We start from the raw sequence: 24,920 nt of genomic DNA, 5'->3' as shown, positions 1-24,920 counted from the left end.
ATCAAACCCGCGCCCGCCACTGCCCCGGCGGCATCCCCGCCACGCGCAGAAATTCGCGGTTGAAATTGGACTTGGTGTTAAACCCGCTGTCCAGCATGGCGTCGGTCACGCTGCGCCCCTGATCCAACAAATCGCAGGCATGACGCACCCGCCAGCCGTTGATGTATCGTGACACATTCCCGCCACTGACCCGGTTCACCGCCGCCGATAACCGCTTATCCGGCAGGCGCAGCCGCCGCGCCAGACGGGCCAGCGTCAGGTTCGGGTCCAGATGCACCCGGTCGCGGGTCAAGACCTCATCCAGACGCGCAACAATGTCGACATCATCCGCATCCGCGACCACCGGCGCCGGTGCGGGTTCGGGGGCATCGCCGCCGCTGGCCTCGGGCAGGGCCGACAGCGCGCCGATGACCAAAATCGACAGCGACGATCCCAGACTGATGACCAGCTCCGCCAGATCGGGCCGCCCGACCCCATAGGCCAGCCCGATCAGCACATCACTGACGCCCGAGGCAATCAGCGCCCAGCCCAAGCCCCGCCAGATGCGCGCGGGCCACTCCCCCGCGCTGATCCGCGCCTGCGGCAAATCAACCGCCCCGCGCAGCCGCCACAAAATCGCACCGCCATAGCCCGCAAACAGCAGCGGGATCACCGCATCCAAGGCCACAGGCAGCACCAGCCGACAGACCAGCACCGCAACCGGCCCCGCCAGATGCGGCAGCATCGCGCGCCCACAGACCGCGCCCATCATCCCCACCCGCAGCGTGATCCAGGCCAGCGGCGGAATCAGCGCCGCCGTCACCGGGGCAATAGGACGCAGCGCGTCCACCCCCCACCCCGCAACCAAGGCCACGACCAGCGATTGCAGCGCGCAGGCCCCCAAAAACAGCGCCAGCAGCCGCCGATCTGCCAGCATGGCCCGGATCGCCAACCAGATCAGGATAACCCCGGCAAAGGCGGGAATGGGCAGCATAATCATGAATCACCTCTGGCCCGGTTATGGTCCGAAATCGCGATAGTGGCGAACTGAATCCGGGATCTGGGACGCCACAGCCGCCGCAATCCCCCATCCTGACCCCATCCAACACATCAGAGGACACCATGAAACACATCGCAATCACCCTGATTCTGGCTACCCCCGCCGCGGCGGATATTGCGGGCTATGACCGCTTTGATCTGGATGCGGCGCATCGGGCGCGGCCGGTCGCGGCTTCGGTCTGGTATCCGGCGGGCGGGCGCAGTTATGTGATGCCGATTGGCGGCAATGCGCTGTTTGAACCGACGCCGGCCTTTGTCGGCGCGCCGATTGCGCCGGGGGCGCATCCGCTGGTGCTGCTGTCGCATGGATCGGGCGGCAATGCCGACGGTCTGGGCTGGCTGTCATCAGGTCTGGCGCAGCGCGGCGCGATTGTGCTGGCCGTCAATCACCCCGGATCGACCAGCGGCGACAGCTCGCCCCGCCGCTCGACCGACCTTGCCGCGCGGGCCAATGACCTGACCGCGGCACTGGACGCGGCTCTGGCCGACCCGTCCTTTGCCCCCTTTATCGACCCGGAGCGGGTGTCGGTCCTGGGCTTTTCGCTGGGGGGCGCCACGGCGTTGAATCTGGCGGGCGTCCGGTTTGACGGCGCAACGCAACAGGCCAACTGCACCACCGGACCCGACGCCGCCGATTGCGGCTGGTTCCTGCGCGGAGGGGTGGATTTCAGCACCGCCCGCGGTTTTGGCGACACCACCCGCGACCCCCGCATAAGCCACGCCGTCGCGGTCGATCCGGGCTTTGGCGGCGCGGTTGCCGACCTGACCGACACAGCACCGATCCATTTCATCAATCTGGGCGATGCCGAAACGCGCATGAAGGCTACCGATGTCGGACCGGATGGCCACAACCTGATCGCCCGCATCCCCGGCGCAACCTATTCCGAATTTGCGCCCGCGTTCCATTTCACCTTTCTGAGGGTCTGCACGGAACAGGGGGCCATGCTGCTGGAACAGGATGACGACGACCCGATTTGCACCGATCCCCCCGGCACTGACCGCGCCGCCACGCACAACGCACTAATCGCAGACATCGCCGACGCGCTTGGACTATAGCACCGCCCACATATCTTCTGTGCCAAAATATCCCCGCCGGAGGCACCCGCACCCGCCTCCGGCGCCCCCGTCGGGGATCAAACCCGCGCCCGCAGCTTGGCCGCCAGACGGAACCCCGCTCCGGGGCGCTGCGCTTGGTTCGTGGTCAGCGCGATAAAAAAACCACTGGACGGGGCGGCGAAGAGCAGCGTCCCGTTCAGCCCGCTATGACCGATCAGAGGCTCTTGCCGCCGAAACCCGGTCAGGATGCGCGGCAGTGCGAACCGCATCAGCCCGGTGCCATAGTCCAGCGGAAAAAACATCGGTCGCCACTCCATCAGCTCCGCCAGATCGCCCGGATCAAAAAACGCCCCGCCGAAAAACCCGCGCAGAAAGGCCAGCCCGTCGCGCGTTGTGGTGACCATGCCGCCATCGGCCTGCGTGCTGGCCATGGCTCGGGGAATGTCCACGACGCGCGGCCCAAACCGCAGCGGCGCGGGCCGCGTATCGCCCGCATCGTCGTAAATCCATGTCTGCGCCAGCCCCAGCGGCGCAAACAGGTGATCGCGGCAGATCGCGGCAAAGGGCGCACCCTGCGCAACCTCAATCACGCGCCCCAGCAATTGATAATTCGTGTCGGAATACCGCGCGCGACGCAGATCGCCGGGGCGGGCGACGGGGCCTTTGTTGCGCGCGATGTCCAGCACCTCGGGCAATCCCCACGCCCGATCCCGCCCCGCGCGCAAATCACCCACAACCGCGTCGAAATAATCGGCCAGCCCGCTGGTATGCGCCATCAGATCGCGCAGCCTGACCCCGGTCAGGTCCAACCCGCGCAGATCAACGCCCGGCAGATGCGCGCCCGCCGGATCGTCCAGCCGCCACAGCCCATCAGCCTGCCCGCGCAGCATCAGCGCAGTGACGCACAGCTTCGTCGCCGATGCGGCGAAAAACGCGCGATCCGAGGTCAGATCGCCCGCGCCCAGATGCCATTCCTGCGCGCCCTTTGCCATCGACACCGCCGCCCCGGTCACGAATCGCCCGTCAATCGCGCGTTCCACTATGCGTTGCATCGCCCGCCCCCTTGGCCTTTTCCCGATCACCCGTTATCCCAAACGCAACGCCAAGGGGAACAAAAATGACGATGGACAAAAGTTTTGACGCCGCGACTGCGGAATCGCGCATTGCGGCGGATTGGGAACGCATGGGCGCCTTTGCCGCCGGGGCGAATGCCAAACGGGCCGAGACCTTTACCGTCATGATCCCGCCCCCCAACGTCACCGGCAGCCTGCATATCGGCCACGCGCTGAACAACACCTTGCAGGATATTCTGGTCCGCTGGCACCGGATGCGGGGCTTTGATACGCTGTGGCAGCCGGGGCAAGACCATGCGGGCATCGCCACCCAGATGGTGGTGGAACGCCAGATGGCCGAACGCCAGGAACCCAACCGGCGCGACATTGGCCGCGACGCCTTTCTGGAAAAGGTGTGGTCGTGGAAACAGGAATCCGGCGGCACGATCATCCATCAGTTGAAACGGCTGGGGGCATCCTGCGATTGGTCGCGCAACGCCTTTACCATGTCCGGCGCGCCCGGCGCCCCTGCGGGCGAAGATGGCAATTTCCACGACGCCGTGATCCGCGTCTTTGTTGACCTGTATAACAAGGGCATCATTTATCGCGGCAAACGGCTGGTGAACTGGGATCCGCATTTCGAAACCGCGATCAGCGATCTTGAGGTCGAAAACCGCGAAACGCCGGGCCATATGTGGCATTTCAAATACCCTCTGGCCGGGGGCGAGACCTATGAATACATCGAACGGGACGCCGACGGGAATGTGACGCTGCGCGAAACCCGCGACTATATCAGCATCGCAACGACGCGGCCCGAAACCATGCTGGGCGACGGCGCGGTTGCGGTTCATCCCGACGATGCGCGCTATGCCCCGATTGTGGGCAAGCTGTGCGAAATTCCGGTCGGTCCGCGCGAACAACGCCGCCTGATCCCGATCATCACCGACGACTATCCCGACCCGCATTTCGGTTCCGGCGCGGTGAAAATCACCGGCGCGCATGATTTCAACGATTACGGCGTGGCGATGCGCAATAACATCCCGCTCTATGCGTTGCTGGATACGCGCGGGGCGATGCGCGCGGACGGTCTCAGCTATGCCGACAGCGCCGCGATTGCGTCCCGTGCGGCGCGGGGCGAAGATGTGGGCGATGTGTCGAACGTCAATCTGGTTCCCGAACATCTGCGCGGGTTGGACCGGTTCGATGCCCGCCGCGCGGTGATCGACGACATCACCGCCGAGGGTCTGGCCGTCACCTATCTGCACAAAGAAATCGACCGCGAAACCGGGGCCGAACATCTGGAACGCCGCCCCGTGGTGGACGCGAAACCGATCATGCAACCCTTTGGCGACCGGTCCGGCGTGGTGATCGAACCCATGCTGACCGATCAGTGGTTCGTCGATACGCAACGCATCGTTGGCCCAGCATTGGAGGCCGTGCGCGACGGCCGCACCCAGATTCTGCCCGAACAGCATAAAAAGGTGTATTTCAACTGGCTGGAAAACATCGAACCGTGGACGATTTCCCGCCAACTGTGGTGGGGCCATCAGATCCCGGTGTGGTATGATGACGACGGCAACCAATACTGCGCCGCGACCGAGGCCGAGGCGCAGGCCCAAGCCCCCGGCAAAACCCTGACCCGCGATCCCGACGTTCTGGATACCTGGTTCAGTTCCGGCCTGTGGCCGCTGGGAACGCTGGGCTGGCCGAATGACACGGCAGAGCTGAAACGCTATTTCCCGACCGACGTGTTGGTCACGGGCTTTGACATCATCTTTTTCTGGGTCGCCCGGATGATGATGATGCAGCTTGAGGTCGCCAAGGATGTGCCGTTCCGCACCGTTTACGTTCACGGGCTGGTGCGCGACGAAAAAGGCGCGAAAATGTCGAAATCCAAGGGGAACGTGATTGATCCCCTGACCCTGATCGACGATTTCGGCGCCGACGCGCTGCGGTTTACGCTGACCAGCATGGCCGCTATGGGCCGCGACCCCAAACTGGGGCCGAAGCATGTCGAGGGCAACCGCAACTTTGTCACGAAAATCTGGAACGCGACACGCTTTGCCGAAATGAACGGCGTGCGCGGCGGCGCGGCGCGGCCCGACCCGCAGCACACCGTCAACCGCTGGATCATCAGCGAAGTGGCGCGCATCCGCATGGCCACCGACGACGCGCTGACCGCATACCGGTTCAACGACGCGGCGACGGGGTTGTATGCGTTTGTCTGGGGCAAGGTCTGCGATTGGTATGTGGAATTCGCCAAGCCTTTGTTTGACGGCGACTATGCCGATGAAACGCGGGCCACGATGGGCTGGGTGCTGGATCAGTGTTATACTCTGTTGCATCCGATCATGCCGTTTGTGACCGAAGAATTGTGGTCTCTGACCGGCGACCGCGCCGGGATGCTGGTTCATGGCGACTGGCCGGAATACGGGGCCGAGTTGATCAACGCCGATGCCGACCGGGAAATGAACTGGGTCATCGCGGTGATTGAATCGGTGCGGTCCGCCCGCGCGCAAATGGGCGTTCCGGCGGGGGCCAAGCTGGACCTGATCGTGACGCAGGCCGATGACGCCGCCCGTGCGGCGCTGACGGCGAACAGCCCGCTGATCGAACGGCTGGCGCGGGTCAATGCGCCGGTGGATGGCGCTGCGGCGCGCGGCATGATCGCGGTGTCGGCTGCGGGCGCGTCATTCGCCCTGCCCATCGGGGACGTGATCGACGTGGCCGCCGAAACCGCACGGTTGCAAAAATCCGTTGCCAAGGCCGAAAAAGACGCGGGCGGTCTGCGCGGGCGTCTGGCGAACCCGAAATTCGTCGAAAACGCCGATGCCGAGGTGATCGAGGAAACGCAGGCCAAACTGGCCGCGCTTGACGACGATCTGGCCCGCCTGCGTGCGGCCTTGGATCAGCTGGCGGCGATGTAAGCGCAATCCGCATCCGTGGCGTGAGGCTGTGGGTGCGGATGCCTCCGGCGGGGATATTTACGCACAGAAGATAGGCGCGGTTGCGTCAGTTTGGGGGGCGGGTGCATTGGTTTGAACGCGTGGCGCAGCGCCAGATTGATGCCGCCGAGGCGCGGGGCGACTTGCGCGGGCTGGCGGGCGAAGGTCGTCCGCTGGACCCTGAACGCCTGCGCGAAAGCGCCGATGACGTGCTGCATCGGATGATGGCCGATAGCGGTTATCTGCCGCCCGAGATTCAGCACGCCAAGGACGTGGCCGCGATGCGGGCGACCCTGGCCCAGATCGACGACCCGACCGAGCGCGCCGCTCTGTCCCGCCGCATTGCCCTGACCGAGTTAAAACAGAACATCGCCGCCGATGCGCGGCGGAGGTTTGCGCGTTAGGTCGCGCGGTCCAGTTTGGTTGACAGATGGATCAGGCTTTCGGACGACCGGACGCCTTCAATCCCGCCGATGCGGTCCAGCGTGTCGTCCAGTTCCGCCGTGGAATCTGCGACCAGTTGCAGCAGCAGATCAATCCGCCCGCTGGTGGTGTGGATGCGTTCGACCTGCGGCAGCACCCGCAGGCGCGGCAAAATCGCGGGCAGGCTGCGCGGTTCGGTCGCCAGCAACACGGTGGCGCGGATGCGGCCCGCCTGCGCAGTGTTGCCCAGCCGCAGGGTGTAGCCCGCGATGATGCCGGTGCTTTCCAACCGTTCCAGCCGCGCCTGCACGGTGGACCGCGCCACCTTAAGCCGCCGCGCCAGCACCGCCACCGACAGCCGCGCATCGCCGGACAATTGCGCCACGATATTTCGGTCCAGATCGTCCATTGCGCGCCCATTTCGTCAAATTGACATGATTTTCGGCATAATAACGACAGTTGCGCGCGATTCTACCCTTTTCATCGGTGAAATCGGAACCGAAAAGCGCCATTCTGTTTTGAAACGCTGACCCCGCGCGAAAGGAACCGCAATGGAAGAACATAAGACCGTCTGGGACAACCCGGCCGACATCATCCGCCGCCTTGCCCCCGAAGATCCGGTCATGGTCTTTGCCCCCACCGTTTTGCAGGAACGGGCGCGGTTGTTTCTGAATGGCTTTCCGGGGCTGGTCACCTATGCCGTGAAATCCAACCCGGATGAGGCCGTGATTCAAAATCTGGTCACCGCCGGTCTGCGCGGGTTTGACGTCGCGTCGCCGTGGGAAATTGACCTGATCGGCCGCATGGCACCCGGTGCCGCGCGCCATTACCACAACCCCGTCCGGTCGCGCACCGAAATCAAAGCCGCGGTTGATGCCGGGATTCTGGCCTGGTCCGTCGACAGCACATCCGAATTGAACAAGCTGTTTGAACAGGTGCCGGTCTCGGTCGATGGGCAGCCGGTCGAAATCTCGCCCCGGTTCAAATTGCCGGTGATGGGCGCGGCCTATGACTTTGGGTCGAAATTCGGCGCGACGCCGGAACTGGCGGCGGAATTGCTGGCCGCTGTGGCCGCGCGCGGCTATGTGCCGTCGCTGACCTTCCACCCCGGCACGCAATGCACCGACCCGATCGCGTGGGACAGCTATATCCGCGTGGCGCGCGACATTTGCGACATGGCGGGCGTGCGGGCGAAACGGCTGAATGTCGGTGGCGGCTTCCCGTCGTTCCGCGTGCAGGGGGTTGAACCCGATTTCGACGCGATCTTTGCCAAAATCGGCGAAACCACGGCGGAAATGTTCGGCGATGACGCGCCCGCCTTGGTGTGCGAACCGGGCCGCGCGCTGTGCGCCGATGCCTTTGCCCTGATCATTAAGGTTAAGGCCGTGCGCGACGGCGGCCCGATTTTCATGAATGACGGCGTGTATGGCGGGCTGACCGAATTGCCCATCGTCGGCAATCTGGACCGGATCGAGGTCGTGGACCCCCAAGGCACCCCCCGCACCGGTGACCGCCAGAACCGCGTGATGTTCGGCCCGACCTGCGATTCGGTGGACCGTCTGCCGGGCGAATTGTCGCTGCCCGCCGACGTGGCCGAAGGGGATTATCTGATCTTCCACGGCGCCGGAGCTTATTCGACGGTCACGAACACCCGGTTTAACGGGTTCGGCGATATGCAGCGGGCGACCGCGATGTCGCTGGTCTGACGCATCTGGTCTGACGCCGCGACCATGGTAACGTCGGGGGATGACGATTCGCCCCCCGACGATCCACGTTATCCTGATGGACGGCACCTTTGCATCGCTGATGCAGGGGCGGCGCAGTTCCATCGGACGCATCCGTGACCTGCTGACACCGGCACAGGGCGCGGGGCTGCGGCTGTATTACGGCATGGGCCAGCAATGGGCGCGATGGCAAACCTTGCCCGATCTGGCTCTGGGGCGGATGATTGAAGCGCGGATCATCGACGCCTATGGCTGGCTGGCGGGGGCCTATCGTCCCGGTGACGCGGTGTTTTTGCTGGGTTATTCGCGGGGCGCATTTGCGGCGCGCAGTCTGGCGGGGATGATTGGCCGGGTCGGGCTGGTCCGGCCCGAATACGCGACGGAACGCTATGTGCGGCTGGCGTGGCGCTATTACCGGCAGGGCGCAGGTCCGGGCGTGATCGCCACCTTTCACCGCCGCCGCTGCCATGCCGCATCCCCCATCCGCATGGTCGGCTGCTTCGATACCGTCACCGCCTTCGGGCTGCGGCTGCCGCTGTTGTGGATGCTGACCGAACCCCGGTTCCGGTTCCACGACGCGCATCTGGGGGACGGAGTCGAACACGGCTTTCACGCGCTCGCCTTGGATGAAACAAGGGCGGCCTTCGCGCCGCTCTTATGGGATGATGCGGGCGATATGCGGGTGGAACAGGTCTGGTTTCGCGGCGCACATGGCGACATCGGCGGGCAGTTGGGCGGATATGAACCCGCGCGCCCGCTGGCCAATATCCCGCTGGTCTGGATGCTGGACCGCGCCGAAACGCTGGGCCTGCCGCTGCCCGATAACTGGCGCGCGCATATGACCACCGACCCCACATCGCCATCCGTCGGATCATGGCGCAACTGGGGCAAGGCGTTTCTGGTCCGCGCCCCACGTCTGGCCGGCCAATACGACAACGAATCACTGCACGAAACCGTGCCGCGCCCCTATCCCGGCCCCGCATTGCTGACCGGCCACCTGACCGATGACGCCGCAACCCCCATCCGACGCCGGGCGTAACGCCACAAATCTTCTGTGCAAAAATATCCCGCGGGGGTCTGGGGGCGCGAAGCCCCCAGCCTCACCCCATCACGCCACGGCCCGCGATTTATCCGCCACCACGCCCAAAGCCGAACACACCGCCGCCGTCATGTCCGGCCGGTTCAGCGTGTAAAAATGCAGCCGGTCCACGCCGCCCGCGATCAGTTTCTGGCACAGATCGACGCACATATCGGTCGCCAGTGCCGGATGATCGGCGGCGTCGGCGGCGCTGAACGCATCTTCGGCCCATTGCGGCACGGTGGTGTTGCAGGTCGCGGCGAACCGTTTCGTTCCCGCCCAGCTTTGGATCGGCAAAATCCCCGGCAGGATCGGGGCCGAGATCCCCGCCGCCGCGCATTTGTCGCGGAACCGGAAAAACGTATCAGCGTCAAAGAAAAACTGCGTAATCGCGCTGTCCGCGCCCGCGTCGATTTTGCGTTTCAGCCACGCCACATCGGCATCGGTATCGGCGCTGTCGGGATGCGGTTCGGGATAGGCGCCGACGCGGATCGTCATATCGCCCCGCGCGGCAATCGCCTCGATCAATTCGATCGAGTTCGCGAACCCGTCAGGATGCGGCGTGAACCGGGTCTGCCCCTTGGGCGCATCCCCGCGCAGCGCGACAATCTGGTGAACGCCCGCATCGGCATAATCCTGCACGATCTTCATGGTGTCGTCGCGGGTCGCCTCGACACAGGTCAGGTGGGCGGCGACCTGCAACCCGTAATGGCGGCTGATCGTGGTCACGGCTTCGTGCGTCAGTTTGCGCGTGGTGCCGCCCGCGCCATAGGTCACGGATACGAAATCCGGCGACAGCGGCGCCAAAGCGCGCGCGGTTTCCCACAACCGGAACGACGCATCCAAAGTCTGCGGCGGGAAAAATTCCAAACTGATCTGCGGCGCGGCGGTCATAGCGAATCCTTATTTTGTTGCCCGCCTTGTGTCACACCCCCAAGCGTGAGACAAATTCATAATGTTCAACATGAACTTGAAGGCGGCTCATGCATCTTGAATTGCGACATCTGCGGACGGTCCGCGCGATCCATGAACAGGGCGGTCTGGCGCGCGCAGCGGATGTGCTGAACATCACGCAATCCGCCCTGTCCCATCAGATCAAAGCGTTAGAGGAACAGGCCGGCGTCGAATTATTCGTGCGCCGCGCGAAACCGATGCGGCTGTCGGCGGCGGGGATGCGGCTGTTGCGGCTGGCCGAACAGGTGTTGCCGCTGGTCTCTGCGACCGAAGCCGAATTTCGCGGCGTGACGGCGGGCCGCGTGGGGCGGCTGCATATCGCCATGGAATGTCACGCCTGCTTTGACTGGCTGTTGCCGGTCTTGGATATTTTCCGCCGCGCCTGGCCCGATATTGACGTGGACATCCGGCAGCGTCTGGCCTTTGGCGCTCTGCCCGCTTTGGTGCGGGAACAGGTTGATTTCGTGATCTCATCCGACCCCGAGGATTTGCCCGACATCACCTTTCAGCCGCTGTTTGATTATTCGCCGACGCTGGTTGTTCCCGCCGGTCATCCGCTGGTGGCCAAAGGCTGGGCCGATCCCGCCGATCTGGCGACCGAAACGCTGATCACCTATCCCATGGACCGGGCGCGTCTGGATGTGTTCAGCCAGTTTCTGACCCCCGCAGGCGTGGAACCCGCGCATCAACGCACCGTCGAACTGACCGCGGTGTCGCTGATGCTGGTCGCGTCCGGGCATGGCGTTGCGGTGATGCCCGACTGGGTGCTGCGCCGTGAACAGGCCAATCCCGAACTGGCGATGCTGCCGCTGGGACGCGGCGGCGTGTCGCGCCGGTTATACGCCGCCGTTCGCGCAAACGATCTGGCGCAACCATGGATGGCGCATGTGCTGCGCCTGTCGCGGACCGAACCCTTACGAATGCTGCGGGGGGCGGTTGCGTGACCCTTTTCTTTTGCGGCGCAAGGCCCTATGACGCCCCAACCCCAAACACCCGGAGCATATGATGGCAAGCGCCAATCTGAACGTCATGATCAAGGCCGCCCGCAAAGCCGGTCGCAGTTTGGTCAAAGATTTTCGCGAAGTTGAGAACCTGCAAGTCAGCGTAAAGGGCGCAGGCGATTTCGTCAGCCGCGCTGACCGCGAGGCCGAACGCATCATCAAAGAAGAACTGCGCACCGCCCGCCCGAATTACGGCTGGCTGGGCGAAGAAACCGGCGAAGAACCGGGCGAAGACCCGACCCGCCGCTGGATCGTGGACCCGCTGGACGGGACGACGAACTTTTTGCACGGCCTGCCGCATTGGGCCGTCAGCATCGCCTTGGAACACAAAGGCGACATCATCGCCGCCGTGATCTTTGACGCGGCCAAGGATGAACTGTTCGTCGCGGAAAAAGGCGGCGGCGCGTTCATGAACGACCAGCGTTTGCGCGTGTCGGGCCGGTCGCGGATGATCGACTGCATTTTCGCAACCGGCATCCCCTTTGCCGGGAACGGCCCCCTGCCCGCATCACTGCAAGATCTGGCGCGCCTGATGCCGTTCACCGCAGGCGTGCGCCGGTTCGGCGCAGCGGCGCTTGATCTGGCCTATGTCGCGGCGGGGCGTTACGACGGCTATTGGGAACGCGCGATTAAACCGTGGGACGTGGCCGCCGGTATTCTGATGGTGCGCGAGGCAGGCGGTTTCGTGGACGGCATCCGCGACGGCGACAGCCCGCTGGAATCGGGCCGCATCATCGCCGCCAATGCCGCGATCATGGAGCCCTTCGCCAAGGTGATCCGCACCCGCGACTGATGCGCACCGCATCACCACACCATCCGCCGGGGCAGCCGCAGGGCCGCCCCGGCTTTTTCATGGCCGCATACGCGACGAACAAAAAGCCGCATACGCGACGAACAAAAAAATGTCACATTTTACGCAATTCCCCCCTTGCACCCCCCGAACTGTATGAGTAAACACCGCTCCACAGTTGGGGCGTGGCCAAGTGGTAAGGCATCGGTTTTTGGTACCGTGTACCGTAGGTTCGAATCCTACCGCCCCAGCCAACTTCTTCAGATAAAACGATAAATGCGGTTATAAACGCCATGTGTGTTGGCGAATCGCATCTGGCACGAACGGAACGGTTCAGCCCTGCGCCAGACGCCTTTCCCTTTACACGAACGAACAACACCTGCCGCCGCACTTTGTTTTGCCCTTCGCCCATCGGCCCTATCAAAGCGGGCCCCGTCACGACTGCGCACAACGATCGGTCGAATCGCTGTGCACGCAGCGGCTGGTCAAAGGTCGGCACGGGCATGGCAATGCCAGCGTCCTGCTGGTCGACGCTCCGATATGGGCCAGACGCACCGCCCATATGGCGCGTCTGGCCCGTATTACGACCGGCAGCCATAGGAACTGGCCTCGGCGCCGCACCACCGGCCAACGACGCCGCCGCGATTGCCATACCCTCACCATTTGCGCGGAGGATTGCGCGTTGCTGCCGCGTGCAGCGATATGGCCCGTGGCTCATTCTGGGGCGGCCGTTGATGACTTGCGGCGCTTTCACGCGCCCGCCGATATGGCTGCCGATGATGACGCCGGGTTCAATTGCGCCACCCCGTTTCCATCGGGTCGCGTTTCTGCGGAAAGGGTGGTCGGCGTGGTCTAAGCCGGCACCCTACGGATCAAAGGGACGGTGGGCGCTTTTTCAACAAAGAGGTTGGCCATCGCGGCGATCCATATCGCCCCCGGAGCGCCAAACCCGGTCGGGGCGCCTGGCTTTGGGGCGCGGCAGTCTCGCGGGTGCAGGCTTGGCGACACGCCGATGACCTTTGTCGCGGCGGGCTTGGCTTATGGTTGCTGCTGCGTCGGGTGGGGCGACATGATGGGCGGTTCGGGTCGTCAAGAAACCTGAGCCGAATTGCGCATCAGACGAAAAAAATCAGGAAGAAATGGTGCCCGGAGACGGATTTGAACCGCCGACACGCGGATTTTCAATCCGCTGCTCTACCAACTGAGCTATCCGGGCATCTGTGGCGCCGCGTTCGGCGCCGGGTGAAGGGGTGTTTACGGGCAGTTGCGCGCCCTGTCCAGCCCTAATCGTCAGATTTTTTTATCTTTGTCGTCATCGCTGGAAACATCGTCCAAAACCGGGCCGGGGATGACGTAATCCCCCCGCAGCCATTTCGCCAGATCCACATCCGCGCAGCGTTTGGAACAAAACGGGCGATAGGCCGGAACCCCCGGTTTTTGACAAATCGGGCAGGCCATTACGCACCCGCCAACAGCGACAGCGCCACGCGGTCGCGTTTTCGGTTCAGCTCATACAGGCCCATTGCGGTCCAGCCGATCAGCGTGGTTTCCGTGCCGTCGCCCCGGAACGACGCGCGCAGCACCTGATCCAGCGTCGCACGGTCGCGTTTGGGCATGGGCGCGAAATCAATCACCACCTGCCCGCCCAAACCGCGCAGCCGCAACTGGCGCGGCAGATCGCGGGCGACGGCGATATTCGCCTTTAACGCGGCGGCGGGGCTGGTGTCGCTGCCGGTGTTCACATCCACGGCAATCAGCGCGCGTGTGGCTTCGATCACCGCCGACCCGCCCCCCGGCAGCGGGATCTGAGACGACAGCAGGGCCTCGATCGCGTCGGTCACGCCGTGATCGTCAAAGCTGTGATCGCCTTCGTCGATAGCGTCGGGGGCGGGGTCGCCCCATTCCATCCACGCCTGTTCCCACGGCCCCGGCGCGTCCAGCAGCAATTCGGGGTCGCCCTGCCCTTCGGCCATGATGCCGTCGGCCAGATCCAGCAATTGGGCCAGTTCGGCGGTGATGTCGTCATCGTCCAACTGGTCCGCGATGCTGCGAATGATGACGCCGTGGCTGCGGTCGCCCAGCACCGACTGACCCAAAGTCGTCAGATGGTCGCGAGTCTCATCCTCGCGGATTTGGCGCGACACATTCACCCCCGGCGCGCCCGGCGTGACCAAGGCGGCACGCCCGCGAAACAGCAGCCGCGTCGATACCGGGATCGCCTTGCCCTCATCCGCCACGCCCGCGATTTGCACCAGAACCGGTTTGCCTTCGGGAACGCCTTTGCGGTCGCGCAGGTAGCCGGTCTGCCCATCGGGCAGACGCAGGAACGCGCCGCCCTGCCCCTTCATCAGGCGGTCGGTGACGCCACGGCAAATCGCGCCGGGCGGCAGCGGCGTGACGCGGTCGGTCGCGATCAGGATATCTTCCAGCTGGCCATCCACCATCAAAGCCGCAGCCTCGGCCCCAAAGATGCGGCCCAGAACAACCTGCCTGCCCTTCATTGTGGTGATCCTTTTTGTGGGTAAATGCCGATGGCGGCCAGCATCGCGGCGGTTTCCGACAAAGGCAGCCCGACAACGGCGGAAAACGAGCCCTGAAGCCACGGAATAAACGCCGCCGCCGCGCCCTGAATGGCATAGCCGCCGGCCTTGCCCTGCCAATCGCCGGCATCCAGATAGCGTTCCAGCGACGCCGCGTCGATAACCCGCATCCGCACCGTCGTTTCCACCAGCCGCGTACGGACACGCCCCTGATAACGCAGCGCCATGGCGGTTAACACGACATGCCGCCGCCCGGACATCAGACGCATGAACTGCGCGGCCTCGGCCCGATCAACAGGTTTGCCCAAAATGCGACGGCCCACAGCGACCGTGGTGTCGGCGGTCAGCGCCGCTTCGTCATCGGCCAGCGGGATCGCCGCCGCCTTTTCGGTCGCCATACGCTGAACATAGTCGCGGGCGCGTTCGTCGCGGCGGGGCGTTTCGTCAATATCAGCCGGGCGCAAACCATCGGGAACGATGCCGATTTGCGCCAACAGCTCCAGCCGGCGCGGGCTGGCCGATCCAAGGATCAGCCGGGGCGCGCCGCCGGTCACATCACTTAAAGCGGTAATTGATCCGCCCCTTGGTCAGGTCATAGGTGTTCATTTCCACCTGAACCTTGTCCCCCGCCAGAACACGGATGCGGTTTTTCCGCATCTTGCCTGCCATATGCGCGATAATTTCATGGCCGTTTTCAAGCTCGACCCGGAATGTCGCATTTGGCAAGAGTTCCTTCACGACGCCGGGGAATTCGAGCATTTCTTCCTTGGCCATGGTCACTCCATCAAAAAGTCCCGTCAGATTCGGGACGCAAGCTAGATGCGTCCGAAAAGTGAAAATTTCAAGAAAAAAGCGTCATATCACGCCGACGCCGCGACAGTTAACGCATCTTTGCGGCTTTCGGGCGCAGGTTCGGGCGCGCGGAACGGGTCAGGCTGGGCCAAATCGCCCACCGGCAGCGCGTCATTGCGCGGCTGCGCCGAACGCAGCGGCGGGGTGTCGGCACGGGCTTTGGGGTCACGCAGACGGATGGCGTGGCAGCCGTCGGCCTCACCGAATTTGCCGGTGGCCAGCAATTGCCCGTCGCGGGTTTCCAGACGCGCCTCGGCCAGGGTCACGCGCGGCAGGGTCAGCATCCGCCCCGCCGTCAGCGCGCGCAATTCGCCCAAACTCATCTGACGACGGCACAGGACGCCGACCACCTCGACCGGGGCGGTTTGCATTGGCATGTGCAGGCTGGGCTTGGGCGGGGTGGCGGTCACGGGCGCGGCAATCGCAGGCGCGGTCGTCACCACGGGCGCATCCGACAACGGCAGCGCCAGCATCAGCGAGGCCGCCCGTTCGCCCGCCGCGCCGAATTTCACGTCGAACGTCAAGCTGCGAAACGCGCGGTCATCCAGCATCAGCGACAGCGGGCGCGGATCGTCCAGATAGCTGGCAAAGCGAAATTCGCCCATCTGATCAAAGCCATCCACCCCGGCCATTTCCACCCGCAATTCCGCCAGCAGCGCGTTGACAAAATCGGCGCACAGCATCGCATCGCTGCGCGACGGACGGCGGCGTTCCAACGGGCGGGCGGTGACGCGGCCCAGTGTCTGAACCTCGATCAGCGCGGAAACCGCTTCGGGCGACAGAGCCAGCACGCCCAGCGATTCGCCCGGTCCCTGCAACACGGCCAGCAACGGCAATTCCGGCAACAGTTCCGGCAATTCGGCCAGCGTCACCGCGCCCGGATCAACCGCAACGGGCTGCACCGGCAACCCATACAGCCGATCCGCCGCGCGCCCCAGTGCCGTGGCCGCCGCGCGCGCCGGAGTTGGCGGCGCGGGTTGCGGCAGAGGCGCGGCATCACGCACCCGCATCAGCCGCCGCAGCACCACATTCCCCGCATTGTTCATATCTGCCTGCGTCATCGCCATTGCCCGATTCGTCCCAGTTCCCCGGCACTGTCGCACGAACAGGTTGATAAATCCTTTACGCCGCCCCGCTTTGACGCGGGGGACGGCGCGGCACGGTCACGCGGAACGCAGCCCCCCCTTGCCCCGGCAAATAGGCAATGTCACCGCCCAAAGTCACCATGATTTCCCGGCAAATCGCCAACCCCAGCCCCGCACCACCGGCCCGCGCCGGGTCATTCAGCCGCGCGAATTTTTCGAAAATCAGCGCCTGACGCGAACTGTCGATGCCGCTGCCATTGTCGATAATGTCGATCAGAGCGCCGCCTTCGGGCGGTTTTTGCACGCGAATCGTCAGGGCCGGGCGGTCGGCATCGCAATATTTGCGGGCATTGGTGATGACGTTAATCAACACCTGCAACAGCCGATCCGAATCGGTGATCAGCGCCACATGTTCCGTTGGCTGATCGCGTTCGATGGTAAAGCGCCGTTCCGGCCGCGCCGCCGATGCCGCATTCAGCGCGCGTTCGATCAGATCGTGCAAATTGGCCGCAGAAACAGAAAGTTGCGCCCGCCCGCTTTCCAAAACCGACAGGTCCAGCAGGTCATCCAGCAGGCGGGTCAGACGCCCGGCCTCGGTATGGATAATTCCGGCAAAGCGCAGGCGTTCATCGGCGGATAAATCCGGCGTTTTCAGGATTTCGGAAAACGCCCGAACGGATGTCATCGGCGTGCGCAATTCATGGCTGATCTGGCTGAGAAACGCATCCTTTTGCACCGATAACGCGGTTAATTTGTCGTTTGCTTCGCGCAGTTGGCGGGCGGTGCGGTCCAGTTCGTCGCGCGCCACCGACAGGCGTTGCGTTTCTTGCTGGGCGCGCTGCGCCTCATCCGCGACTTGCAGCAGGTCAGTCATGGTTAACGACACGCCGCCCGCCACGCGGTCAATCATCGCATGGGCGGTTGCCGATCCGATGGACCCGGCCAGCCTCCGTTCTAACCCTGTGACGAATTGAGGCGTTAAATCAGGCAGATAGCCGGATTTTCCCTGACCCCGCGCCGCCGATTGGAAATAACGCAGCGCCGCATCCGCGCCCAAGACCCGCCGCGCCATGGCCAGCAATGGTTCGGCCCGATCATCGGTGCGGGCCATGCGGCTGTGACGGATAGGTTCGATCGAGGACACGAAAGAAAGCCCCTGCATCCGTTCCACCGGATCCGGGAAGGAAAACACCGACACCGCGATAAAGGCCAGCGTATTCAACGCCAAAGCCACAAACACCGACAGCGCCCACGGGTCCACCCCCGCCGGCGCAGGCAGGTGCGACCCAACCCCGACCGAGGGCAGAAACAACAGCGCAATCCACACCGCAAAGCCCGTGCCAACCCCGGCATAGGCCCCCCGCCTGTTCGCCCCGCGCCACAGCAGCCCGCCCAGCATCGCGGGCATCACCTGCGCCATGCCGGTAAAGGCAACCAGCCCCATCGCTGCCAAAGCCGCCGTTCCGCCCGACGCCTGATGGTAAATCCACCCCGCCGCCATCACCGACAAAATCGCCAGCCGTCGCGCGTTCAGAACGAACCGGCGCAGGTCTTGCAAATCTTCGCCCGCCGGACGTTGGCGCAATGCCAGCCAGGCCGGGACGATCCAGTGGTTCGAAATCATCGTCGCCACAGCAATCGCCGCGACCACCACCATGGACGTTGCCGCCGAGAACCCGCCCAAAAACACCAGCAACGCCAACAGGTTCTGCCCCTGCGCCACAGGCAGGGTCAGAACGAACAGATCGGGATTCGAACCTGCGGGCAGCAATTCGCGCCCCATCACCGCGATGGGCAACACGAACAGCGACATGGCGAACAGATAGGCCGGAAAGGCCCAGCCAGCGACGTGCAGGCGGTCTTCGTCGGCGGCCTCGACCACCATGACCTGAAACATGCGCGGCAGGGCGACGATGGCAATGGCCGACACGATGTTCAGCATGATCCAGCGATCCGGGCGCAGCGCCCAGCCATCCGCGATCACCGGATCATTCGTGGCCGCATCAATCCGGCGCAGAATATCGGCGGGACCATCCGCCAGCCCCCAGACCACAAACACGCCCAAGGCGACAAAGGCCAACAGCTTGACCACAGCCTCAAGCGCAACCGCCGTGACAACGCCGTGATGGCGTTCATCGGCGGCCAGATTGCGCGTGCCGAACAAAATCGCAAACAGCGCCAGCCCGGCGGCCAGCCACAGCGCGGTTCCCCCGAATGCGCCGCCGCCCGTGCCGGGATCATGGGTCGCAAAGACCTGAAACGACAGGCTAACCGATTGCAATTGCAGGGCAATATAGGGCGTCGCCGCGATCACCGCCAACAGCGTGACCAGTGCCGCCAGCGGGTTCGATTTCCCAAAACGCGCCGATACCAGATCGGCAATCGACGTGACATGATGCATCCGCGCGACGCGCACCAGACGACGCAGCCCCCACCACGCGGCGGTGAACACAATCGTCGGCCCCAGATAAATCGTCGCAAATTCCAGCCCCGACCGGCTGGCATAGCCAACGGCGCCGTAAAACGTCCATGCCGAACAATAGACCGACAGCGACAGCGTATAGACCAGCGGATGATCCAGCCACCGCAGCCGCCCCTGACTGGCCGCGCGATCCGCCGCGAAGGCCACGCCAAACATCAGCGCGACATAGCCCAGACAAACGGCGATCAGGGTTTCAAACGGCATCGCGATCCTCGGCGGCCTGTGATGCGCGGATGGTTTCGGCCTCGGCCCGCAACAGCGCGCGATGCAGCGCCCAGATCGCCACGACCAGACCGGCCCAGAGCGCAAATAACCACACCGCCCCAAAGGCATAGCTGACGGCCAAGGGCGCCCACAGCACCGGCAAAATCAACGCAAATGCCGACAAAAACGGCAAGACCCGCGCCGCGTCCCCCAAACGGCGGCGGCGATACGACGCGCGTTCCAGAAACAACGGGCGTTCCGGCATCAGGTCAGCATCCGGCGCACGGTGACGCGCAGTTCTTCGTTGTCGAACGGCTTGGCCAGCACCTGATCGGCCTGTTCGGCCCCGGTCGCGCCCTGCCCCCGCGCGGTCAGCATCAGCACAGGCGTTCCGGCCAGCCCGCTGTCGGTTTCGCCGCGCAGATCGCCCAGAATCTCGGCCCCGGACCGTCCCGGCAGCATCTGATCCAGAATAATCAGACGCGGGCGATGCGACCGGATCGCCTCGATCCCGCCGTCGCCATCGGGATGAACCGTCAAATCCCAGCCCTCGCGGGTCAGGATAAAGCGCACGGCCTCGGCGATGTTGGGTTCATCCTCGATCATCAAAATGTCGGACATGTGCGGCGGCCCCTCCCCTTGCTGCTGCGAAGACAGTTTGAACAGCAAACCCCGCGACTGTCAAAGGTTAGAAACCACGCGGCCCCGTTGACAGGATCGAGGGTTCACGCCGCGCCGGACACCCTCCGCGCGGGCAAATGCGACAGGCCGGACCGATGGGGGTTGCCGCCCCCGCCCCCGGCGGCACCGGCACCAGCAACATCTGCGCCTGCGTCAGAACCGGGCCGTCCAGCCCCAGCGGCTGATGACGGGTGGCCAGGCTGATGCTGCGGAACCGGCGGCCTTCGGGCGTGACCAGATCGCGGGATATGGCGACATGCGGCTGGGCAAGCGCCTGATAAATCGGCCATAATGCGCAACCATCACCCGGACGCGGCAGGGCAAAGCCCGCCGCCGCCAACCGCAGCGTCAGCGCACCGGACCCGTCGCAGACCAACAGCCCCGCCGCATCAAACCCCGCTGGTCGCAGCACCGCCAGCCGCCGCAGCACCCGATCCAGCGGCTGCCCGACCGCCGCCGCAATGCGCAGCGGATCGCCCAATTCCGCCGCGTCATGCAGCTGCGCATCCGGCAACGCGTCCCGATCCGCGGCCATCCGCGCCGCCACATCCGCCGCCAAAGCCCGCCCCGCATCCGACACCAAATCCGGCGCATCTTCGACAGGCGGGCTGCCGGCGTTTAACCATGCCTCAACCTCTTCTTGCGGGGTGGAGATGGTGGTGTCGGTCTCGAACCCTTCCAGATAGGCGACAAGGGCCTGCGCGGTCGTGGTTAACCGCCCGCTGTCCTGATGCAGATTTTCGTGAAACCGCGCGCGCCAATCGGCGGGAACATCCGGTTCCTGATGCAAAATCGCCGCCGTGGACCGGATCGCCGTCACCGCCGACAACACTTCGTGCAGGGTCGCCAGCAGATGCGGATCCTGCGTCATGCGGTCAGACAAATTCACCAATTGCCGTTCCAGACCCCCGGCCCGGCGCGCGCCCGCAATCAGCAATTCCGCCCATCCGGGGAAACGCGCCAAAAATTCCGCCACCTGATCCAGTTCGGGCGCGACATGCGGCAGGGTGGCGGCGGCTTCGCGCAGGGCCGAGATGCGCGCCTCGGCCCGACCCTCGGCCAGTTCGTCGGGCGGCACGTCCAAAGCCTGCGCCAGCCGGTCAATCAGATCGGCCCCAACGGCGCGGCGGTTATGTTCAATCAGGTTCAGATAGGCGGGCGAAATCCCCGCATCGCGCGCGACATCGGCCTGACGACGGCCCAACAGCATCCGCCGTTCGCGGATGCGCGTTCCCGTCAGATCGCCCAAGCGTTACACACGGACGCCATGCCGCCCCGCCAGATCGGTGAAAAACTGCCACGCCACGCGCCCCGACCGCGCGCCCCGCGTCGCCTGCCATTCAATCGCCTGCGCGCGTAAATCCGCCGGATCAACGGCCAGCCCATAGGCCGCGCAATAGCCGTCAATCATCGCAAGATAGTCGTCCTGCGAACAAGGATGGAATCCCAGCCACAGACCGAAACGGTCGGACAGGGACACCTTTTCCTCGACCGCTTCGCCGGGATGGATGGCGGTTGCGCGTTCGTTGTCGATCATGTCGCGCGGCATCAGGTGACGCCGGTTTGACGTAGCGTAAAGAACCACATTTTCCGGTCGCCCCGCAATGCCGCCATCCAGCACCGCCTTGAGCGATTTATATTGCGCGTCGTCATGGCTGAACGACAGATCATCGGCGAACAGCACAAAGCGCCGATCCCGCGCCGCGCCCAAAATCGCCAGCAGACGCCCCACCGATGACAGATCATCGCGCGCAATTTCGACCAGCACCAGCGGCAAGCCCTGCGCAACCGCCTGCGCATGAACCGCCTTGACCAGCGACGATTTCCCCATCCCCCGCGCGCCCCACAACAGCGCGTTATTCGCGCCAAAGCCCTGCGCGAATTGCAGCGTATTGGCCAGCAAGGTATCGCGCGCGCGGTCAATCCCGATCAGTTGCACCAAATCCACGCGGTTGACGCGGGCGACAGGCTCCAGCCGGTCGGGGTCGGGATGCCAGACAAAGGCGTCCGCGCCGCCAAAATCCGGCGCGGGAACGGGCGGCGGGGCCAGCCGGTCCAAGGCGTCGGCAATGCGGATCAGGGGGTCGGTCACGCCTCATCCTCGGGCGTCAGACCTTGGGCGCGCAGTTCGGCATCGCGGCGTTTTTCGATGCGGGCGACGATCTGGATGCTGATTTCATACAGCCCGTAAATCACCGCAAACAGCACGATCTGCGACACGACATCCGGCGGCGTCGCAATCGCGGCCAGCACCAAAATCCCCACAATCGCGTAACGCCGCACCGCGCCCAGCCCCTCGGCCGAAACCAGCCCCGCCTTGCCCATCAGGGTCAGCAGAACCGGCAACTGAAAGCTTAGCCCAAAGGCCAGCAGGAATTTGATCGTCAGGTTCAGATATTCCTGCATCGACCCCTGAAAGGCGATACCCGCGACATTGCCGGTCGTCGTGATTTCCGCCGCCGTCGCCACCACCGGCGCCTGCTGAAAGCCCAGAAAGAAATCATAGGCCATCGGCAAAATGACGTAATAGGCAAAGCTGGCCCCGATCAGAAACATCACGGGCGAGGCCACCAAAAACGGCAAAAACGCCGCCTTTTCCGACCGATACAGCCCCGGCGCCACAAACCGCCACAGCTGATAACCGATAATCGGAAAGGCCAGAACGAAACCGCCGAAAAAGCTGATATTGATGGCGGTAAAGAACCCCTCTTGCAGCTTGATGATCTGCAAATAACAGTTCTGCCCCCGCGCATCCAAGGCCGAACAAATCGGCACGGTGAGGAAATTATAGACCGGCTTCCACACCGTGAAACACAGCACCATGGCCGCGACGAAGGCCAAGAGCGACCAGATAATGCGCGTGCGCAACTCCGCCAGATGTTCGATCAGCGGGGCCGACGTGTCGTCGATGTCGTCAGATTTCGCAGACAATTCAATCGTCTTTCATATCAGACCGGCGCACGGCACGCAGGCGGCGCGGCGATTTGGTCGGGGCCGGTTGGGCATCCGCCGCAGGGGCCGCTGCGGGCGATGCAACCGCAGGCGCGGCATCCGCCGCCGGGTCGGGCTGGGCGCGGCGGGTCGGATTGGGTTTGGTCGGGTCCCATTTTTCGAACCGATCCGCGGCCTTATCCAAGGCATCCAGCCCCAGCGATTTCTTCGACGCCACATCTTTAAGGTCACGCAGCGATCCCGCCGCCTGATCCAGCCCGGTATCCTTGGCCGCGTCCTCCATGGCGGTGCTGAATTCGCGCGCCATGCTGCGCACCCGCGCCATGATCCGACCCAAGGCGCGGAACAAATGCGGCAAATCCTTGGGGCCAACCACGATCAGCGCGACAATGGCGATCAGTAACAGCTCGGACCAGCCGATATCCAGCATGGGGCGCGCCTTTCGGAATTAAACGCGGTCGTTGGGACGCCCGGCCGGATCGACCGGCTGATGCGGCGTCACGTCATGCGCGGTTTCACCCGGCAGCGGCGCCTTGGCGTCGCGTTCGATTTCGTCCTGACCGTCCTTCATGCCGCGTTTGAAGGCGGTGATTCCCTTACCGACTTCGCCCATCAGCGACGACACTTTACCGCGCCCGAACAGCACCAGAACGACCACGGCGATCAGCAAGAGGCCCGGCAGGCCAATATTGTTCAGCATGAGTTACCTCCGTCAGCGGGCGTTTTTGCCCGCGACAAATACTTAGGCCCTTACCCGCCGGATTGCAAAGCGATTTGACACCGCCCCCATGACCAAAGCGTGACCATCACCGCGCTGTCGCCCCTTGGCAGACGGCCGGCAACGGGCAATAAGGTGATATGGATCTGACGCTGTATATCACAACTTTTGTCACGTTATTCGTGATTATCGACCCGATCGGGCTGTCGCCGATTTTCGTCGCTCTGACGCCGGGCATGTCGGCGCAGGACCGGCGGCGGGTGGCGATGCGCGCGCTGTTCGTGGCGGCGGTGCTGCTGACGCTGTTCGGGCTGGTGGGCGACACGCTGCTGAACGCGGTCGGCATTTCGCTGTCGGCGTTCCGAATCGCCGGGGGGATGCTGCTGTTTCTGACCGCATTGGATATGCTGTTTGAACGCCGCACCGAACGCCGCGAAGGTCAGGCCGACAGCGCCCCGCCCGCAAATGACCCGTCGGTCTTTCCGCTGGCCATGCCGCTGATTGCGGGACCGGGGGCGCTTGCATCCATGATCCTGCTGGTGGGCGAAGGTCAAGGCGTCGGCCATATCGTCATGGTGCATCTGGTGATGCTGTCGGTGCTGGCGATTGCAATGGTGTTTTTCATGCTGGCCACGCCCTTGGCGCGCGCCTTGGGCCGGACGGGAACCATGGTGGTCACGCGCCTTTTGGGGATGCTGCTGGCGGCGCTGTCGGTGCAGTTCGTGATTGACGGCATCAAAGGATCGGGCCTGATCGGATGATCGAAGATGACTGGGGCCGCCTGATTTTCTATGTCCTGCTGCTGATCGTGATCGGCGGCGCGATGCTGTTTGAACTGGCAGGGCGCGGCGGTCAGATGATCCGGCAACTGGTGCTGTGGGTGGTCATTTTCGCAGGGCTGGCCTGGGGCGCCGATTGGTGGATGGAACAGAACGCCCCCCGCCAGCAGGTGCTGGACGGCGGCCGGATCGAGGTTCCCATCGGTCGCGGCGGTCATTTCCATGTGGACGCGGCGCTGAACGGCACTACGGTTCGGTTGATGGTGGACACGGGCGCAACCACCGTCGCCTTGGGCCAACGCGACGCGCGCCGCATCGGCATTGACCCCGACACGCTGGCCTATACCGGCATCGCGATGACCGCGAATGGACAGGTGCCAACGGCAAACGTCACCATCCGCGAATTTGCCATCGGTGACATTGTGGACCGCAATGTGCGCGCCGTGGTGATTGGCGGCGATATGGACGGGTCGCTTTTGGGGATGTCCTATCTGCGCCGCTTTGCCCGCGTCAGTTTCGAATCCGACCGGCTGATTCTGGAACGCTGACAACGGCTTGCGCCGCGC

General features: G+C 64.2%; 26 protein-coding genes and 2 tRNA genes. 10 read left to right on the top strand and 18 right to left on the bottom strand.

Annotation, left to right across the window (positions count from 1 at the left end):
* Position 1: 1 nt before the first annotated feature.
* Positions 2-979, bottom strand: a complete 978-nt coding sequence (locus Q4G20_RS09145; RefSeq protein ID WP_303343134.1) for a helix-turn-helix domain-containing protein — start codon at positions 977-979, stop codon at positions 2-4.
* Positions 980-1,101: 122 nt separating this feature from the next.
* Between Q4G20_RS09145 and Q4G20_RS09140 the strand changes: the two genes are divergently transcribed.
* Positions 1,102-2,094: a hypothetical protein gene (locus Q4G20_RS09140; protein WP_303343133.1), complete on the top strand. Its 993-nt coding sequence runs from the start codon at positions 1,102-1,104 to the stop codon at positions 2,092-2,094.
* Positions 2,095-2,171: 77 nt separating this feature from the next.
* On the opposite strand, the gene Q4G20_RS09135 is transcribed toward Q4G20_RS09140, so the two are convergent.
* Positions 2,172-3,146 (bottom strand): serine hydrolase, encoded by a 975-nt coding sequence (locus Q4G20_RS09135; protein WP_303343132.1) that lies wholly within the window; start codon positions 3,144-3,146, stop codon positions 2,172-2,174.
* Positions 3,147-3,211: 65 nt separating this feature from the next.
* Between Q4G20_RS09135 and Q4G20_RS09130 the strand changes: the two genes are divergently transcribed.
* Positions 3,212-6,073: a valine--tRNA ligase gene (locus Q4G20_RS09130; protein WP_303343131.1), complete on the top strand. Its 2,862-nt coding sequence runs from the start codon at positions 3,212-3,214 to the stop codon at positions 6,071-6,073.
* A gap of 80 nt (positions 6,074-6,153) precedes the next feature.
* Positions 6,154-6,495 carry a DUF1992 domain-containing protein gene (locus Q4G20_RS09125; RefSeq protein ID WP_303343130.1) on the top strand — a complete coding sequence of 114 codons (342 nt, stop codon included), beginning with the start codon at positions 6,154-6,156 and terminating at the stop codon, positions 6,493-6,495.
* On the opposite strand, the gene Q4G20_RS09120 is transcribed toward Q4G20_RS09125, so the two are convergent.
* Entirely contained in the window at positions 6,492-6,923 is a 432-nt protein-coding gene (locus Q4G20_RS09120; RefSeq protein ID WP_303343129.1) for an Lrp/AsnC family transcriptional regulator, read from the bottom strand. The two genes, Q4G20_RS09125 and Q4G20_RS09120, sit on opposite strands and share 4 nt — an antisense overlap.
* A 142-nt stretch (positions 6,924-7,065) precedes the next feature.
* Between Q4G20_RS09120 and Q4G20_RS09115 the strand changes: the two genes are divergently transcribed.
* Complete coding sequence (locus tag Q4G20_RS09115; RefSeq protein ID WP_303343128.1) at positions 7,066-8,220, top strand: type III PLP-dependent enzyme; 1,155 nt, start codon at positions 7,066-7,068, stop codon at positions 8,218-8,220.
* Between the two features lie 40 nt (positions 8,221-8,260).
* The gene (locus tag Q4G20_RS09110) at positions 8,261-9,277 is read left to right on the top strand and encodes a DUF2235 domain-containing protein (protein ID WP_303343127.1); all 1,017 of its coding nucleotides are present in this window, start codon (positions 8,261-8,263) and stop codon (positions 9,275-9,277) included.
* Between the two features lie 69 nt (positions 9,278-9,346).
* On the opposite strand, the gene metF is transcribed toward Q4G20_RS09110, so the two are convergent.
* Entirely contained in the window at positions 9,347-10,210 is an 864-nt protein-coding gene (metF, locus tag Q4G20_RS09105; protein WP_303343126.1) for a methylenetetrahydrofolate reductase [NAD(P)H], read from the bottom strand.
* Positions 10,211-10,299: 89 nt separating this feature from the next.
* Between metF and Q4G20_RS09100 the strand changes: the two genes are divergently transcribed.
* From Q4G20_RS09100 to Q4G20_RS09090, 3 genes are all read left to right on the top strand, one after another.
* Positions 10,300-11,214 carry a LysR family transcriptional regulator gene (locus Q4G20_RS09100; RefSeq protein WP_303343125.1) on the top strand — a complete coding sequence of 305 codons (915 nt, stop codon included), beginning with the start codon at positions 10,300-10,302 and terminating at the stop codon, positions 11,212-11,214.
* 58 nt (positions 11,215-11,272) lie between these two features.
* On the top strand, positions 11,273-12,064 hold the full coding sequence (locus Q4G20_RS09095) for an inositol monophosphatase family protein (RefSeq protein WP_303343124.1): 792 nt from the start codon (positions 11,273-11,275) through the stop codon (positions 12,062-12,064).
* 176 nt (positions 12,065-12,240) lie between these two features.
* A tRNA-Gln gene (locus Q4G20_RS09090) sits at positions 12,241-12,315 on the top strand.
* 886 nt (positions 12,316-13,201) lie between these two features.
* Here Q4G20_RS09090 and Q4G20_RS09085 read toward each other — a convergent pair.
* The 14 genes from Q4G20_RS09085 to tatA form a co-directional block, all read right to left on the bottom strand.
* A tRNA-Phe gene (locus Q4G20_RS09085) sits at positions 13,202-13,277 on the bottom strand.
* Positions 13,278-13,351: 74 nt separating this feature from the next.
* Positions 13,352-13,519, bottom strand: a complete 168-nt coding sequence (locus Q4G20_RS09080) for a DNA gyrase inhibitor YacG (protein ID WP_303343123.1) — start codon at positions 13,517-13,519, stop codon at positions 13,352-13,354.
* Positions 13,519-14,562, bottom strand: coding sequence for a ribonuclease E/G (locus tag Q4G20_RS09075; protein ID WP_303343122.1), 1,044 nt, complete (start codon positions 14,560-14,562; stop codon positions 13,519-13,521). Before Q4G20_RS09075 ends, Q4G20_RS09080 begins: the two co-directional genes overlap by 1 nt.
* On the bottom strand, positions 14,559-15,155 hold the full coding sequence (locus Q4G20_RS09070) for a nucleoside triphosphate pyrophosphatase (protein WP_303343121.1): 597 nt from the start codon (positions 15,153-15,155) through the stop codon (positions 14,559-14,561). Before Q4G20_RS09070 ends, Q4G20_RS09075 begins: the two co-directional genes overlap by 4 nt.
* 1 nt (position 15,156) lies before the next feature.
* The gene (gene infA / locus Q4G20_RS09065; protein ID WP_010397442.1) at positions 15,157-15,375 is read right to left on the bottom strand and encodes a translation initiation factor IF-1; all 219 of its coding nucleotides are present in this window, start codon (positions 15,373-15,375) and stop codon (positions 15,157-15,159) included.
* An 86-nt stretch (positions 15,376-15,461) separates the two neighbouring features.
* A complete protein-coding gene (locus tag Q4G20_RS09060; RefSeq protein ID WP_303343120.1) occupies positions 15,462-16,514 on the bottom strand; it encodes a FliM/FliN family flagellar motor C-terminal domain-containing protein in 1,053 nt (350 codons plus the stop codon).
* A gap of 61 nt (positions 16,515-16,575) precedes the next feature.
* Entirely contained in the window at positions 16,576-19,224 is a 2,649-nt protein-coding gene (locus tag Q4G20_RS09055) for an ATP-binding protein (RefSeq protein ID WP_303343119.1), read from the bottom strand.
* Positions 19,214-19,489, bottom strand: coding sequence for a hypothetical protein (locus tag Q4G20_RS09050; protein WP_303343118.1), 276 nt, complete (start codon positions 19,487-19,489; stop codon positions 19,214-19,216). The genes Q4G20_RS09055 and Q4G20_RS09050 overlap by 11 nt, the downstream gene beginning before the upstream one ends.
* Positions 19,489-19,845, bottom strand: coding sequence for a response regulator transcription factor (locus Q4G20_RS09045; RefSeq protein WP_303343117.1), 357 nt, complete (start codon positions 19,843-19,845; stop codon positions 19,489-19,491). Before Q4G20_RS09045 ends, Q4G20_RS09050 begins: the two co-directional genes overlap by 1 nt.
* Positions 19,846-19,912: 67 nt before the next feature.
* Positions 19,913-21,154 carry a helix-turn-helix transcriptional regulator gene (locus Q4G20_RS09040; RefSeq protein WP_303343116.1) on the bottom strand — a complete coding sequence of 414 codons (1,242 nt, stop codon included), beginning with the start codon at positions 21,152-21,154 and terminating at the stop codon, positions 19,913-19,915.
* Between the two features lie 3 nt (positions 21,155-21,157).
* A complete protein-coding gene (locus Q4G20_RS09035) occupies positions 21,158-21,997 on the bottom strand; it encodes an ATP-binding protein (RefSeq protein ID WP_303343115.1) in 840 nt (279 codons plus the stop codon).
* Positions 21,994-22,836, bottom strand: coding sequence for a twin-arginine translocase subunit TatC (tatC, locus tag Q4G20_RS09030; protein WP_303343114.1), 843 nt, complete (start codon positions 22,834-22,836; stop codon positions 21,994-21,996). Before tatC ends, Q4G20_RS09035 begins: the two co-directional genes overlap by 4 nt.
* Before the next feature lies 1 nt (position 22,837).
* On the bottom strand, positions 22,838-23,287 hold the full coding sequence (gene tatB / locus Q4G20_RS09025; RefSeq protein ID WP_303343113.1) for a Sec-independent protein translocase protein TatB: 450 nt from the start codon (positions 23,285-23,287) through the stop codon (positions 22,838-22,840).
* An 18-nt stretch (positions 23,288-23,305) separates the two neighbouring features.
* The gene (gene tatA, locus Q4G20_RS09020; protein WP_303343112.1) at positions 23,306-23,557 is read right to left on the bottom strand and encodes a twin-arginine translocase TatA/TatE family subunit; all 252 of its coding nucleotides are present in this window, start codon (positions 23,555-23,557) and stop codon (positions 23,306-23,308) included.
* A 158-nt stretch (positions 23,558-23,715) separates the two neighbouring features.
* On the opposite strand from tatA, the gene Q4G20_RS09015 reads away from it, so the two are divergent.
* A complete protein-coding gene (locus Q4G20_RS09015) occupies positions 23,716-24,336 on the top strand; it encodes a MarC family protein (protein ID WP_303343111.1) in 621 nt (206 codons plus the stop codon).
* Positions 24,333-24,902, top strand: a complete 570-nt coding sequence (locus tag Q4G20_RS09010) for a TIGR02281 family clan AA aspartic protease (protein ID WP_303343110.1) — start codon at positions 24,333-24,335, stop codon at positions 24,900-24,902. The genes Q4G20_RS09015 and Q4G20_RS09010 overlap by 4 nt, the downstream gene beginning before the upstream one ends.
* Positions 24,903-24,920 lie beyond the last annotated feature (18 nt).

The sequence above is a fragment of the Paracoccus sp. (in: a-proteobacteria) genome (genome assembly GCF_030538495.1).
In the GTDB taxonomy this organism is placed as follows: Bacteria; Pseudomonadota; Alphaproteobacteria; order Rhodobacterales; family Rhodobacteraceae; genus Paracoccus.
This window is presented reverse-complemented; position numbering and strand designations above follow the sequence as displayed.

Excerpts from the sequence above, each read along its gene's own strand:
- Q4G20_RS09145 (WP_303343134.1), bottom strand. The coding sequence starts at position 979 with ATGATTATGCTGCCCATTCCCGCCTTTGCCGGGGTTATCCTGATCTGG.
- Q4G20_RS09140 (WP_303343133.1), top strand. The coding sequence starts at position 1,102 with ATGAAACACATCGCAATCACCCTGATTCTGGCTACCCCCGCCGCGGCG.
- Q4G20_RS09135 (WP_303343132.1), bottom strand. The coding sequence starts at position 3,146 with ATGCAACGCATAGTGGAACGCGCGATTGACGGGCGATTCGTGACCGGG.
- Q4G20_RS09130 (WP_303343131.1), top strand. The coding sequence starts at position 3,212 with ATGACGATGGACAAAAGTTTTGACGCCGCGACTGCGGAATCGCGCATT.
- Q4G20_RS09120 (WP_303343129.1), bottom strand. The coding sequence starts at position 6,923 with ATGGACGATCTGGACCGAAATATCGTGGCGCAATTGTCCGGCGATGCG.
- Q4G20_RS09115 (WP_303343128.1), top strand. The coding sequence starts at position 7,066 with ATGGAAGAACATAAGACCGTCTGGGACAACCCGGCCGACATCATCCGC.
- Q4G20_RS09110 (WP_303343127.1), top strand. The coding sequence starts at position 8,261 with ATGACGATTCGCCCCCCGACGATCCACGTTATCCTGATGGACGGCACC.
- metF (WP_303343126.1), bottom strand. The coding sequence starts at position 10,210 with ATGACCGCCGCGCCGCAGATCAGTTTGGAATTTTTCCCGCCGCAGACT.
- Q4G20_RS09100 (WP_303343125.1), top strand. The coding sequence starts at position 10,300 with ATGCATCTTGAATTGCGACATCTGCGGACGGTCCGCGCGATCCATGAA.
- Q4G20_RS09095 (WP_303343124.1), top strand. The coding sequence starts at position 11,273 with ATGATGGCAAGCGCCAATCTGAACGTCATGATCAAGGCCGCCCGCAAA.
- Q4G20_RS09080 (WP_303343123.1), bottom strand. The coding sequence starts at position 13,519 with ATGGCCTGCCCGATTTGTCAAAAACCGGGGGTTCCGGCCTATCGCCCG.
- Q4G20_RS09075 (WP_303343122.1), bottom strand. The coding sequence starts at position 14,562 with ATGAAGGGCAGGCAGGTTGTTCTGGGCCGCATCTTTGGGGCCGAGGCT.
- infA (WP_010397442.1), bottom strand. The coding sequence starts at position 15,375 with ATGGCCAAGGAAGAAATGCTCGAATTCCCCGGCGTCGTGAAGGAACTC.
- Q4G20_RS09060 (WP_303343120.1), bottom strand. The coding sequence starts at position 16,514 with ATGACGCAGGCAGATATGAACAATGCGGGGAATGTGGTGCTGCGGCGG.
- Q4G20_RS09055 (WP_303343119.1), bottom strand. The coding sequence starts at position 19,224 with ATGCCGTTTGAAACCCTGATCGCCGTTTGTCTGGGCTATGTCGCGCTG.
- Q4G20_RS09050 (WP_303343118.1), bottom strand. The coding sequence starts at position 19,489 with ATGCCGGAACGCCCGTTGTTTCTGGAACGCGCGTCGTATCGCCGCCGC.
- Q4G20_RS09045 (WP_303343117.1), bottom strand. The coding sequence starts at position 19,845 with ATGTCCGACATTTTGATGATCGAGGATGAACCCAACATCGCCGAGGCC.
- tatB (WP_303343113.1), bottom strand. The coding sequence starts at position 23,287 with ATGCTGGATATCGGCTGGTCCGAGCTGTTACTGATCGCCATTGTCGCG.
- tatA (WP_303343112.1), bottom strand. The coding sequence starts at position 23,557 with ATGCTGAACAATATTGGCCTGCCGGGCCTCTTGCTGATCGCCGTGGTC.
- Q4G20_RS09015 (WP_303343111.1), top strand. The coding sequence starts at position 23,716 with ATGGATCTGACGCTGTATATCACAACTTTTGTCACGTTATTCGTGATT.
- Q4G20_RS09010 (WP_303343110.1), top strand. The coding sequence starts at position 24,333 with ATGATCGAAGATGACTGGGGCCGCCTGATTTTCTATGTCCTGCTGCTG.